Source organism: Streptomyces sp. ITFR-6, from assembly GCF_031844725.1.
Classification (GTDB): Bacteria; Actinomycetota; Actinomycetes; order Streptomycetales; family Streptomycetaceae; genus Streptomyces.
In genome coordinates this window covers 6,825,510-6,837,676 of record NZ_CP134612.1, presented here as the reverse complement: position 1 = coordinate 6,837,676, position 12,167 = coordinate 6,825,510, and the positions used below count along the sequence as shown (strand labels likewise).

The following is a 12,167-nucleotide window of genomic DNA, read 5'->3' as shown; positions in this document are numbered from 1 at the left end:
TTGAAGCCAACAAAACGGTCATCTACCGACAAAACTGGCCATGAACGTTTGCGGATCGTGCTGAATTATCTGGTTGGGGGTGTCGGGCCGGACTGTCCGGCCCTCGGGACGGACCGCCGGGGGCGCGTCGCGGACCGATACGGTGGGGGCACCATGAGCGCATCTCAGCCACCTCAGTCCTCGCCGTCTCCTGAGTCCCCTGAGTCACGTCAGGGCATCGACGCACCGACCCTTCTCGTGAAGATCTTCGGGAAGGACCGTCCCGGTATCACCGCCGGGCTGTTCGACACCCTCGCCGCCTACTCGGTCGACGTCGTCGACATCGAGCAGGTGGTCACCCGTGGCCGCATCGTCCTGTGCGTGCTGGTCACCGCCCCGGTCGCGGGCGGCACCACGGAGGGCGACCTGCGGGCCACCGTGCACAGCTGGGCCGAGTCGCTGAAACTGCAGGCCGAGATCATCTCCGGCACGGGCGACAACCGTCCCCGTGGCGACGGCCGCTCCCATGTGACGGTGCTCGGGCACCCGCTGACCGCGGAGTCGACCGCCGCCATAGCGGCCAGCATCACCTCGACCGGCGGGAACATCGACCGGATCTTCCGGCTGGCGAAATACCCGGTCACAGCCGTCGAGTTCGCGGTGTCCGGCACCGGTACCGAGGAGCTGCGGACCGCGCTGGCCACCGAGGCCGCCGAGATCGGCGTCGACGTGGCCGTGGTCTCGGCCGGGCTGAGCCGCCGCGCGCAGCGGCTCGTCGTGATGGACGTCGATTCGACCCTCATCCAGGACGAGGTCATCGAGCTGTTCGCGGCCCACGCCGGCTGCGAGGCGGAGGTCGCCTCGGTCACCGAGCAGGCGATGCGCGGTGAACTCGACTTCGAGCAGTCGCTGCACGCCCGGGTGGCGCTGCTGGCGGGCCTCGACGTGTCCGTGGTGGAGAAGGTCCGCGCCGAGGTACGGCTGACGCCGGGCGCCCGCACCCTGATCCGTACCCTGAAGCTGCTCGGCTACCAAGTAGGCGTCGTATCGGGCGGGTTCACGCAGGTCACGGACGATCTCAAGGAGCGGCTGGGGCTCGACTTCGCCTCTGCCAACACTCTGGAGATCGTCGACGGCAAGCTCACCGGCCGGGTGACCGGGCCCATCGTCGACCGGGCCGGCAAGGCCCGCCTGCTGCGCAGCTTCGCCGCGGAGGCCGGAGTGCCGCTGGCGCAGACCGTGGCGATCGGTGACGGGGCCAACGATCTGGACATGCTCAACACCGCGGGGCTCGGCGTCGCGTTCAACGCGAAGCCGGTGGTCCGCAGGGCCGCGCACACGGCGGTGAACGTGCCGTTCCTGGACACCGTGCTCTATCTGCTCGGCATCACCCGCGAGGAGGTCGAGGCCGCCGACGGTCTCGTCGAATAGGGAGCCGGCTCCGGGGCCGGTGCGCCCCGGACAGCACGGAGGGCCCCGGTGTACGAGCGGAAGCTCGCGCACCGGGGCCCTCCGCGTAGCCGGTGGGACGGACTGCCGTCAGCCGGCCGACGGCAGACCTCAGCCGTCAGTCGTTCGGGGTCCAGTACTCGGTGAGCTTGCCGACGCCGTGCTCCACGCTCTTCCAGGTGCCGGGGAACTCGACCACGGCGAACGCCGCGGTCGGGAAGCCGCCGCGGGTCAGCCGGGCCAGGGCGTCGCCCTCCGAAGCGCCCGAGAGGGCATCGGCGAGCGCGTGCATGCCCGGGTTGTGCCCGATCACCAGCAGGTCGCGTACCTCGTCGGGCACCTCGTTGACCAGGGCGATCAGCTCGCCGAGCGAGGCCTCGTACAACCGCTCCTCGTACACGGTCCTGGGCCGCTCGGGCATCTCGTGCACGGCCAGCTTCCATGTCTCGCGCGTCCTGGCCGCGGTGGAACAGAGAGCCAGATCGACGGCGATCCCGGAATCGACGAGTTTGCGGCCTGCCACGGGTGCGTCCTTGCGGCCGCGCTCCGCGAGCGGGCGCTCATGGTCGGAGTCCTGCGACCATTCCGCCTTCGCGTGCCTGAGAAGGACAATCCTGCGAGGTGTATCGACGCTCATACACCTCAGCTTCGCACGAATTGTGCCAGCTGGCGCAGGGTGTTGGAGGGCCGGTCCGAGACGGGCGGGGGGCCTCAGCGGGTCAGCAGGTCCACTATTCGCTCAAGCAACTGGCCCACCGCCGAACCGCCCGTCGCCGCGTGAGCCTGCCCCGGCGCGACGATCAGCAGCAGGAGCGCGCCGAAGGCGACGGCAGGCAGCGCGACGGCCCACCAGGGCAGCCGGATCTCGACACTGCCCGGATCCGGGCGGGTGGACCGGGGGTGTGTACGGGCCGGCATGTCCGCCTCCGCGGGTCTCGGGTCTGATACCTGAGAACCTACGGATCCGGCTGCCTCCGGCCCATCCGGTGACCCACCCACTTCACCCTGACCCTGACCCCCTAGGGGATGGTGGGGCTAGCACCGCCATCCACCCGCCGGGGCCGGGCGGGCGCGAACCGTCAGGGGGAGGCGAGGGTGGCGATGACGGCGATGACGACCGAGATCAGCACCATCGCCCCGAAGACGAGCAGGAGCTTCTTCTGACCGTTCTGGGGATTCGGGTCGAGCACAGGAGACATGGCCCCAGTCTCGCATCTCAGCATTCGTCCTCGATCGTCCGGTCCCGGCCGGCCAGCGTGCCGACCACCATCTGCGGCACCATCAGGGCCGCCATCAGGCCGATCGGCAGCCCCCAGCCGCCGCTGTGCTGGTAGAGCACGCCGACGAGGAGCGGGCCGGGGATGGAGATCAGATAGCCGCAGGACTGGGCGAACGCGGACAGCCGCACCACTCCGGCGCCGCTGCGCGAACGCATGCCGATCATCGTGAGGGCGAGCGGGAACGCGCAGTTCGAGACGCCCAGGAGCACCGCCCAGGCCCAGGCCCCGCCGGACGGGGCGAGGAAGAGACCCGCGTAGCCGATGAGGCCGCACGAGCCGAGGAAGACGACGATCGGGCCCTGGTTCCGCATCCGGGCCGCGACCCGGGGGATGACGAAGGCGAGCGGGACGCCCATCGCCATGGTGACGGCGAGCAGGACGCCCGCGGTACCGGCCGGGACCCCGGCGTCCCGGAAGATCTGCGGCATCCACCCCATGGTGATGTACGCGGCGGTGGCCTGGAGGCCGAAGAAACAGGCGAGGGCCCAGGCGGTCCGACTGCGGGTGATCCTGAGCTCCGGTGCCCGCACCTGCTCGGCGGAGGGCTGTCCGGAGGCGGTGTGCCGGTCCCGTACCAGCGGGATCCAGGGCAGGATCGCGACGGCGGCGAGCACGGCCCAGATGCCGAGCCCGGCCTTCCAACTGCCGCCCATCGCCTCGGTCATGGGGACGGTCACGGCGGCGGCCAGCGAGGTGCCCAGGGCCAGCGCCATGGAGTAGAGGCCGGTCATGGAGCCGACCCGGTCCGGGAACCAGCGCTTGACGATCACCGGCATCAGCACGTTGCTCACGGCGATGCCCATCAGGGCGAGCGCGCTCGCGGCGAGGAAGCCGGCCGTGCCGCCGACGAGGGGCCGGATCACCAGCCCTGCGGTGATGGCGGTCATGCCCGCGCAGACGACCGCGCCGGGGCCGAAGCGGCGGGCCAGCCGCGGCGCCATGATGCCGAAGACCGCGAAGCAGAGGGGCGGCACGGAGGTGAGGACCCCCGCGACGCTCCCGCTCATGTGCAGCCCGTCGCGCACCTCTTCGAGGAGGGCGCCGAGGCTGGTGATGGCGGGGCGGAGGTTGAGCGCGGTGAGGACGAGCCCGACGGCGACCAGACGGAGCAGCCACGCCGCGGGACCGGCCTGGGTGGCGGGGGTGTCGGTTCCGGGGGGCGTCGGAGTGACGGAACTCAGCGTCCCGGTCGGGGTCTGGGGAGGGGTTTCGTCGTCACGCATGAGGCCATCATAGAATCATGGGATGATTGATTGTCCAATCTCCGTCAATCCTCTGAGAGCATGCGGACACCCCGGGAGCGGCGCGACCGCCGAGAACACAGCCCCGGCCCCGGAGACCCGAGCAAGGAGCACCATGGCGCTGACGTCCCCTCGGCGTTCGGCACTCGCCGACCAGGTGATTGCCCAGCTGAGGAACCAGATCACCTCGGGCGAGTGGCCCGTGGGCTCGCGCATCCCCACCGAACCCGAGCTGGTCGAGCAGCTGGGGGTGGCCCGTAACACCGTGCGCGAGGCGGTGCGCGCGCTCGCGCACAACAGCCTGCTCGACATCCGGCAGGGCTCGGGCACCTATGTGGCCGCCACCAGCGAGCTGGCCGGGGTGATGCACCGCCGGTTCGCGTCCGCCGATCCGCGCCATGTCGCCGAGCTGCGCTCGACGCTGGAGTCGTCGGCCGCGCGGCTGGCCGCCGCCCGGCGCACAGACCGGGACCTGAAGCAGCTGGACGCGCTCATGCGGCGCCGGGAGGAGACGTGGGCCGCCGGGGACGCGGAGGCCTTCGTGGCGGCGGACGCGACCCTGCATCTGGCCGTCGTGGCCGCCGCCCACAACGATGTGCTGACCGGGCTCTACGCCGACCTGGGCGATCTCCTGCGGGAACACGTCCGGGACGACGTCGGCCATGAGCTGCGGCCGGAGAACCACATGGACCACGGGCGGCTGGTCGAGGCGATCCGCGCCGGTGACGCGGAGACGGCGGCGCAGGAGGCCACGAGCCACGCCCTCAACTGCCTGTCGGACCGGGTCTGAGACCCTGCCCGACACCCGTCCGCCAGTGCGTTTCGCGCGCCGGGCCGCACCCCGGGCGGGAAGGCGGCGCGGGAAACGCTTCCGCGCGCCCTCCCCTCGCCTGCCACACCCCTCTTATGCTTCGGTTCGCTTCGCCCTGTCCGGTCTGTCCGCCCGCTTCGGGAGGTCCAGTGCAGCCCCGTCAGATGTACTGCTTCACCTGCGATTCCGACGAACAACACCGCGCCCTCACCACCGACGAGAAGGAGTGGCTCAGGGCCCGCACAGGGCGCAGGGTCGTCGAGGAGTTCTTCATGTGCGGCGCGCCGGACTGCCGCAATCTGCGCACCGGCTTCAACAAACGCCCGTTCGAGCCGGTGATCCGCGTCCCCCTCCCCGACTGACCGTCCGGCCCCGGACCGTCCCAAGCCGTCTCGAACCGTCTCAGGAGTCCGGCCGGCCCGGCCCTGGGCGGTCCGGCGGTGGGAACAGATAGCCGCTGTACGGTCCCGCGTCCCGGGTCCCCGCCAGGAAGACGGGCGGGCCCTCGGGGGCGTACGCCGGCCGGGGGCCGCCGCCGGAGACGAGGACGGCGGTCGGCACCCGCCGGGCGGTCTCCCTGAGACCCTCGGGGGTGATGGACCCGTCGTGCCCGGCGGTCTGCCGTGAGGCGCAGCCCGCGTAGTAGGCGATCGGGACGGCCTGATCGCCGCTGATCACGCAGGGCGGGCGGATTCCGTTGCGGTGGAGCGCGGCGGCCACGGCCTCGAAGTCCGCGGTGGTCGAATGGCTGCTGGCGGACACCCGGCTCGTCACCTGGAGCTGTACGACCAGGTGGGCGGCGAGGACGGCGCCGAGCGCGACGACGCGCCACTGCGCCGCGACGGTGCGCCCCGGCCGTTTCGCGGGACGGCGCGCCCACGCGTAGAGCCGTACCAGGCATTCCGCCACCGGAAGGGAGAACAGCGCGTAAGCGGGCAGCAGGAAGCGCGGTGCGGCGTAGTCGACCAGGAAGAGGTACGGCACCGCCAGCGACACCGCCGTCCCGGTCGCCAGCAGGATCACCCGGCCCCGGCCCGCCCGGCGTGCGACGACCGCGCCGCCGGCGGCGAGGAACGGCAGCAGGGCCCACCAGACCGTCGTCCCGGGCCGTCTCCACGGGATGGTGCAGGGGCGGCAGAGGGTGCGTCCCTCCAGCGCCTTGGCCTGGTCGTCCACCGCCAGGTTCCAGCCCAGGCCGCCCTGGATCTCGCTGGCCCGGTGGATCCGGGTGAGCGGGCCCCCGTAGTGCGCGAACGCCTCCACGATCCACGGTGCGGCGCCCGCGAGCAGCCCGACGGCCAGCGCGGCGAACATCCGGGGCCGCACCACCGTGACCAGCAGCAACGGCAGGGCGAGCCACACCCCGTCGGCCGGCCTCATCAGTACGACGACCGCTGTCGCCGCCCCCGCACCGAGGAGTTCGGCCCGCCCCGTCCCCCGCAGCAGGGCGCGCGCGACCCACCCGGTGGCGGCCACGGAGCCCAGCGCGCACCACAGGTTCGGCATGGCCATGGAGCCGTAGAACAGGGCCGGCCACAGGGTGGCGAACAGGGCCGCCGCACAGATCAGGACCCGGCCGGGCACCAGGGTGCGCCAGACCCAGAAGGCGCCGACGAGCGCACCGGACGAGAGCAGGAGGAGATAGATCCGCAGGGCGGTCGTGGACGCGGTGAGGGCGGCCACCGGAGCCACCAGGTAGGAGATGCCTCGGGCGCGGGGAGCGCTGAAGAACGCCGCCGGGGTGTCGCCTTCGGCCTGGCTGACGTACACGGTCTCGTCCCACCCGAGGCCCGATCCCGGTATGACGAAGGCCAGTTGGACGGCCACGCAGAACAGGGCGACCGCCACCAGGCAGGGCAGCAGCCGCGGCGAGGGCAGGGGTGCCGAACCCGTCAACTCGCGCACCGGGGGTGGGCTCGGGGCCCGTAACTCGTACATGACCGCTCCTCGGCAAGGCAGTTGGGGAATGAACCCCTGACCGAGGACAGCCTGCCCGATCCCGGCGTACGGGGGCGGGCGGGCGCGCCGTGCCCTCGCGCCGTCTACCCGAGGAACCCGAGGGACCCAAGGGACCCAAGGACTGTCCCGGCTGTCCCGGCTGCCCCGTGGGAGGCCGTGGTCCCGTGTGCCTTGCCGGCGTGGGTGACCCAGGTGGAGCGGACCTCTTTCCAGCAACGGTCGTCCAGCCGTACGGTCCGGCCCGGCGGGACGGCGACCGGCCTGGAGTCCGCGTCGATGTCCCACCATCGGGCGCAGTCGGTGTGCAGCTGCACCCGGTCGGCGGACGGGTACGGGTTGTGGCAGTAGGCGATGACCCGGGAGCCGTGGACCGACGTACGGCATTCGGCGCCGGAGGGCTCGGGGTCGGGCGCTGCGGGCGCTCCGCCGGGCCCGACGGCTCCGACGTGCCCGGCCGCGTACAGGCCGACGGGCACGAGCAGCCCGGCGAGGAGGGCGGAGGCCGCCAGCAGGGAACGGGTTCGGTGACGTGTGCGGCGCACAGCGGTCTCCTCCCCTCGTCGGCCCGACAAAAGTCCGGTTCCTCCACATTCTGCGGTGGATCGACCAGGTTTTCGACCTGAGCGCCGGGAGGCCGGGCGGGACACGGGAAACGGTCGCGCACCACCTCCGGGGAGGTGGTGCGCGACCGTTTCCGTAACGCTGCCGTACGGGGCCGGGGGTCAGGCGCCGATCATGTGCACGCCACTGTCGACGTGGATGATCTCGCCCGTGGTCCTCGGGAAGAAGTCCGAGAGCAGCGCGACGATGCCGCGGCCGGCCGGCTCCGGGTCCTTCATGTCCCAGGCCAGCGGCGCACGGGTGTTCCAGACCTCGGCCAGCTCACCGAAGCCCGGGATGGACTTGGCGGCCATGGAGCCGATCGGTCCCGCCGAGATCAGGTTGCAGCGGATGCCGTCCTTGCCCAGGTCGCGGGCGAGGTAGCGGGAGGTGGCCTCCAGCGCGGCCTTGGCCGGGCCCATCCAGTCGTACTGCGGCCAGGCGAACTGCGCGTCGAAGGTGAGTCCGACGATCGAACCGCCCTCGCTCATCAGCGGCTTGCAGGCCATGGCGAGCGACTTCAGCGAGAACGCCGAGACGTGCATCGCCGTGGAGACCGACTCGAAGGGGGTGTTGAGGAAGTTGCCGCCGAGCGCGTCCTGCGGCGCGAAGCCGATGGAGTGGACGACGCCGTCGAGCGAACCGAGCTCCTCGCGCACCAGACCGGCCAGCCGGTCCAGGTGCTCGGCGTTGGTCACGTCCAGCTCGATGACCTTGGCCGGCTTGGGCAGCTTCTTGGCGATGCGCTCGGTGAGCGTGGGCCGCGGGAAGGCGGTCAGGATGACCTCCGCGCCCTGCTCCTGGGCCACCTTCGCGGCGTGGAACGCGATGGACGACTCCATCAGCACCCCGGTGATGAGGATGCGCTTGCCGTCGAGAATTCCGCTCATGGTGATCAGTGACCCATGCCCAATCCGCCGTCAACAGGGATGACGGCTCCAGTGATGTACGACGCGTCGTCGGAGGCGAGGAAGCGCACCGCGGCGGCGATCTCCGCGGGCTGCGCGTACCGCGCGAGCGGCACCTGGGCGACGATGCCCTTGCGCTGCTCCTCGGTGAGCGCCTGCGTCATGTCGGTGTCTACGAAGCCGGGTGCGACGACGTTGAAGGTGATGTTCCGGGAGCCCAGCTCACGGGCGAGCGACCGGGCGAAGCCGACCAGGCCGGCCTTGGACGCGGCGTAGTTCGCCTGCCCCGCAGAGCCGAGGAGGCCGACGACGGAGGAGATGAGGACGACCCGGCCCTTCTTGGCGCGCAGCATGCCCCGGTTGGCGCGCTTGACGACCCGGAAGGTACCGGTGAGGTTGGTGTCGAGTACCGACGTGAAGTCCTCCTCGGTCATCCGCATCAGCAACTGGTCCTTGGTGACACCGGCGTTGGCGACCAGCACCTCCACATTGCCGTGCTTCTCCTCGATCACCTTGTAGGCCTGCTCCACCTGCTCGGCGTCGGTGATGTCGCAACGAACCGCGAGAACACCGGCCTCGGTGAGGGCCCGGGGCGGCTCGCCGGAGCGGAAGGTGATCGCGACCTTGTCGCCGTTGTCGACGAAAGCGCGGGCGATGGCGAGGCCAATGCCCCGGTTTCCTCCGGTGACGAGAACCGAGCGGCTCAACGGATCACCCTTTCCATAGCTGTCTGGTACCTCGAAAAACCTATCGGTACCGCCCGCTTCCCGAGCAATCGGCCTCTGACAGCGCCTTCCCCCGGGCGCTGTCGGGTTCCTACAGTGCCGTTCCGGCCCTGTCGCGGCCCTGTCCGGCCGGGGGCCCGGCCGCGATTCGGCTGTGCAGCCCCGGCGGCCGTGCTTCACTGCCCCCGTAAAAGGACCGAGGGTATGTGACGCAGAGGAGAGGCCGCTCGTGCCCCATGAGGTAGATCAGTCGTTCCTGGCCCTGCCGCTGAGGCCATTGGCCGACGCGGCGCTCGCCCGTGCGCGTGCGCTCGGGGCCGTGCACGCGGACTTCCGCTTCGAGCGGGTGCGCAGCGCCACCTGGCGGCTGCGGGACGCCCGCCCGGCCGGGGCGTCGGACAGCACGGAGCTCGGGTACGCGGTGCGGGTGGTGCACGGCGGGGCGTGGGGGTTCGCCTCCGGGGTGGACCTGACGATGGACGCGGCGGCGAAGGTGGCCTCGCAGGCCGTCGCGATGGCGAAGCTCTCGGCGAAGGTGATCGCGGCGGCGGGCTCCGACGAGCGGGTGGAGCTGGCGGACGAGCCGGTGCACGGGGAGCGGAGCTGGGTCTCCTCGTACGAGACCGACCCGTTCGACGTGCCCGCAGAGGAGAAGGCGGGTCTGCTCGCCGAGTGGAGCGGCCGGCTGCTGGGGGCGGCGGGCGTCGCACATGTGGACGCCTCGCTGATGACCGTCCACGAGAACAAGTTCTACGCGGACACGGCGGGCACGGTCACCACGCAGCAGCGGGTCCGGCTGCATCCGCAGTTCACGGCGGTGGCGGTGGACGCGACGAGCGGTGAGTTCGACTCGATGCGCACGATCGCGCCGCCGGTCGGGCGCGGCTGGGAGTACCTGACCGGGACCGGCTGGGACTGGGACGCGGAGCTGGAGCGGATTCCGGGGCTGCTGGCCGAGAAGATGCGGGCACCGAGCGTCGAGGCGGGGACGTACGACCTGGTCGTCGACCCCTCGAACCTGTGGCTGACCATCCACGAGTCGATCGGGCACGCCACGGAGCTGGACCGGGCGCTGGGGTACGAGGCGGCGTACGCCGGAACCTCGTTCGCCACCTTCGACAAGCTGGGCAAGCTGGCGTACGGCTCGCCCGTGATGAACGTGACGGGCGACCGCACGGCCGAGCACGGGCTCGCGACGATCGGCTACGACGACGAGGGCGTGCAGGCCCAGTCGTGGGACCTGGTGAAGGACGGCACGCTGGTCGGTTACCAGCTGGACCGCCGGATCGCGAAGCTGACGGGCCTGGGCCGGTCCAACGGGTGTGCCTACGCGGACTCGCCGGGCCATGTCCCCGTGCAGCGGATGGCGAACGTCTCGCTGGCGCCCGATCCCGGCGGGCTGTCCACCGACGATCTGATCGGCGGGGTGGAGCGCGGGATCTACGTGGTCGGTGACCGGTCATGGTCCATCGACATGCAAAGGTACAACTTTCAATTTACTGGGCAGCGGTTCTTCCGGATCGAGAACGGCAAGCTCGCCGGGCAGCTGCGCGATGTCGCGTACCAGGCGACGACGACGGACTTCTGGGGCTCCATGGAGAAGGTCGGCGGCCCGCAGACGTACGTCCTGGGTGGCGCCTTCAACTGCGGCAAGGCCCAGCCGGGCCAGGTCGCGGCCGTCTCGCACGGCTGCCCCTCCGCCCTCTTCCGAGGCGTGAACATCCTTAACACGACGCAGGAGGCCGGACGATGAGCCGCGTCAGCAAGCCGTACGAGATCGTCGAGCGCGCTCTCGAACTGTCCACCGCCGACGGCTGTGTGGTCATCGCCGACGAGGAGTCGTCGGCCAACCTGCGCTGGGCGGGCAACGCGCTCACCACGAACGGGGTGACCAGGGGCCGCACCCTGACCGTCATCGCCACGGTCGACGGGGCCGAGGGCACCGCGGCCGGGGTGGTGTCCCGGGGCGCCGTCACCCCGGCCGACCTGGAGCCGCTGGTGCGGGCCGCCGAGGCAGCCGCGCGCGGCGCCGGACCGGCCGAGGACGCCCAGCCGCTGGTCACCGGGGTGCCGTCGTCCCCCGACTTCACCGACGCGCCGGCCGAGACGGACTCCGACGTGTTCGCGGCGTTCGCCCCCGCGCTCGGGGACGCCTTCGCGCGGGCCAGGGCCGGTGGCCGGGAGCTGTACGGCTTCGCGAACCACGAGATGACCTCGACCTACCTCGGTACGTCGACCGGGCTGCGGCTGCGCCACGACCAGCCGAACGGCACGCTGGAGCTGAACGCCAAGTCGCCCGACCGCTCGCGCTCGGCCTGGGCGGGGCGCGCGACCCGCGACTTCAAGGACGTCGACCCTGCGGAGCTGGACACCGAGCTGGCCCGGCGGCTCGGCTGGGCGGAGCGCCGTATCGAGCTGCCGGCCGGACGGTACGAGACGCTGCTGCCGCCGACCTCCGTGGCCGATCTGCTGATCTACCAGCTGCGGTCCGCGACCGCCCGGGACGCCGCCGAGGGCCGGACGGTGTTCTCCAAGCCGGGCGGCGGCACCCGGCTCGGCGACACGCTCTCCCCGCTGCCGCTGTGGCTGCGCAGCGACCCGCACGCCGCGGGGATCGAGTCCGCGCCGTTCGTCATCGCGCACTCCTCCGGTGACGGCACCTCGGTCTTCGACAACGGGCTGCCGCTGACCCGCACCGACTGGATCAGGGACGGGCGCCTTGAACAGCTCACGACGACCCGGCACACCGCGGGCCTGACGGGGCTGCCGCTCGCCCCGGCGATCGACAACCTGGTCCTGGACGGCGGCGGTGAACGCTCTCTGGAGGAGATGGTGGCCGCGACGACCGGGCCCGCACTGCTACTGACCTGCATGTGGTACATCCGCGAGGTCGATCCGGCGACGCTGCTGCTGACCGGCCTGACCCGCGACGGGGTGTATCTCGTGGAGGGCGGCGAGGTGCTCGGTGAGGTGAACAACTTCCGCTTCAACGAGTCCCCGGTGGACCTGCTGTCGCGGGCCACGGAGGCGGGGCGCACCGAGAAGACGCTGCCGCGCGAGTGGGGCGACTGGTTCACCCGGGCCGCGATGCCCGCGCTGCGCATCCCGGACTTCAACATGAGCTCGGTGAGCCGGGGCGTGTGACCGGCCTAGACTGGCCGATGCCTGTCGGTCCACGTATCGGTAGGCCTATCGAACACGTAGCTGAGGAGACA

At 71.4% G+C, this 12,167-nt stretch carries 12 protein-coding genes and 1 pseudogene; 5 read left to right on the top strand and 8 right to left on the bottom strand.

Going from position 1 to position 12,167, the window contains the following annotated elements; all coding sequences use genetic code 11:
* Positions 1–153: 153 nt before the first annotated feature.
* Positions 154–1,410, top strand: coding sequence for a phosphoserine phosphatase SerB (serB, locus tag RLT59_RS31145; RefSeq protein WP_311306489.1), 1,257 nt, complete (start codon positions 154–156; stop codon positions 1,408–1,410).
* Between the two features lie 136 nt (positions 1,411–1,546).
* On the opposite strand, the gene RLT59_RS31140 is transcribed toward serB, so the two are convergent.
* The 4 genes from RLT59_RS31140 to RLT59_RS31125 all read right to left on the bottom strand — a co-directional run bounded on the left by RLT59_RS31140 (position 1,547) and on the right by RLT59_RS31125 (position 3,931).
* Positions 1,547–2,065 (bottom strand): SixA phosphatase family protein, encoded by a 519-nt coding sequence (locus RLT59_RS31140; RefSeq protein WP_311306488.1) that lies wholly within the window; start codon positions 2,063–2,065, stop codon positions 1,547–1,549.
* Between the two features lie 74 nt (positions 2,066–2,139).
* A complete protein-coding gene (locus tag RLT59_RS31135; protein WP_311306487.1) occupies positions 2,140–2,346 on the bottom strand; it encodes a hypothetical protein in 207 nt (68 codons plus the stop codon).
* Positions 2,347–2,507: 161 nt separating this feature from the next.
* A complete protein-coding gene (locus tag RLT59_RS31130; RefSeq protein WP_311307912.1) occupies positions 2,508–2,618 on the bottom strand; it encodes an SGM_5486 family transporter-associated protein in 111 nt (36 codons plus the stop codon).
* 26 nt (positions 2,619–2,644) lie between these two features.
* Positions 2,645–3,931, bottom strand: coding sequence for a CynX/NimT family MFS transporter (locus tag RLT59_RS31125; RefSeq protein WP_311306486.1), 1,287 nt, complete (start codon positions 3,929–3,931; stop codon positions 2,645–2,647).
* 133 nt (positions 3,932–4,064) lie between these two features.
* On the opposite strand from RLT59_RS31125, the gene RLT59_RS31120 reads away from it, so the two are divergent.
* On the top strand, positions 4,065–4,739 hold the full coding sequence (locus RLT59_RS31120; protein WP_311306485.1) for a FadR/GntR family transcriptional regulator: 675 nt from the start codon (positions 4,065–4,067) through the stop codon (positions 4,737–4,739).
* 170 nt (positions 4,740–4,909) lie between these two features.
* Positions 4,910–5,122 (top strand): hypothetical protein, encoded by a 213-nt coding sequence (locus tag RLT59_RS31115; RefSeq protein ID WP_311306484.1) that lies wholly within the window; start codon positions 4,910–4,912, stop codon positions 5,120–5,122.
* 40 nt (positions 5,123–5,162) lie between these two features.
* Here RLT59_RS31115 and RLT59_RS31110 read toward each other — a convergent pair whose 3' ends face one another.
* The 4 genes and pseudogenes from RLT59_RS31110 to fabG all read right to left on the bottom strand — a co-directional run bounded on the left by RLT59_RS31110 (position 5,163) and on the right by fabG (position 8,934).
* Positions 5,163–6,698: a glycosyltransferase family protein gene (locus RLT59_RS31110; RefSeq protein WP_311306483.1), complete on the bottom strand. Its 1,536-nt coding sequence runs from the start codon at positions 6,696–6,698 to the stop codon at positions 5,163–5,165.
* A gap of 197 nt (positions 6,699–6,895) precedes the next feature.
* Positions 6,896–7,261, bottom strand: a pseudogene (locus RLT59_RS31105) (hypothetical protein); the annotation flags it as partial.
* Positions 7,262–7,441: 180 nt separating this feature from the next.
* Positions 7,442–8,209 (bottom strand): enoyl-ACP reductase FabI, encoded by a 768-nt coding sequence (gene fabI / locus RLT59_RS31100; RefSeq protein WP_311306482.1) that lies wholly within the window; start codon positions 8,207–8,209, stop codon positions 7,442–7,444.
* Positions 8,210–8,214: 5 nt separating this feature from the next.
* The gene (fabG, locus tag RLT59_RS31095; RefSeq protein ID WP_311306481.1) at positions 8,215–8,934 is read right to left on the bottom strand and encodes a 3-oxoacyl-[acyl-carrier-protein] reductase; all 720 of its coding nucleotides are present in this window, start codon (positions 8,932–8,934) and stop codon (positions 8,215–8,217) included.
* Positions 8,935–9,181: 247 nt separating this feature from the next.
* Between fabG and RLT59_RS31090 the strand changes: the two genes are divergently transcribed.
* Positions 9,182–10,705: a TldD/PmbA family protein gene (locus tag RLT59_RS31090; protein WP_311306480.1), complete on the top strand. Its 1,524-nt coding sequence runs from the start codon at positions 9,182–9,184 to the stop codon at positions 10,703–10,705.
* Positions 10,702–12,096 (top strand): metallopeptidase TldD-related protein, encoded by a 1,395-nt coding sequence (locus RLT59_RS31085; protein WP_311306479.1) that lies wholly within the window; start codon positions 10,702–10,704, stop codon positions 12,094–12,096. Before RLT59_RS31090 ends, RLT59_RS31085 begins: the two co-directional genes overlap by 4 nt.
* Positions 12,097–12,167 lie beyond the last annotated feature (71 nt).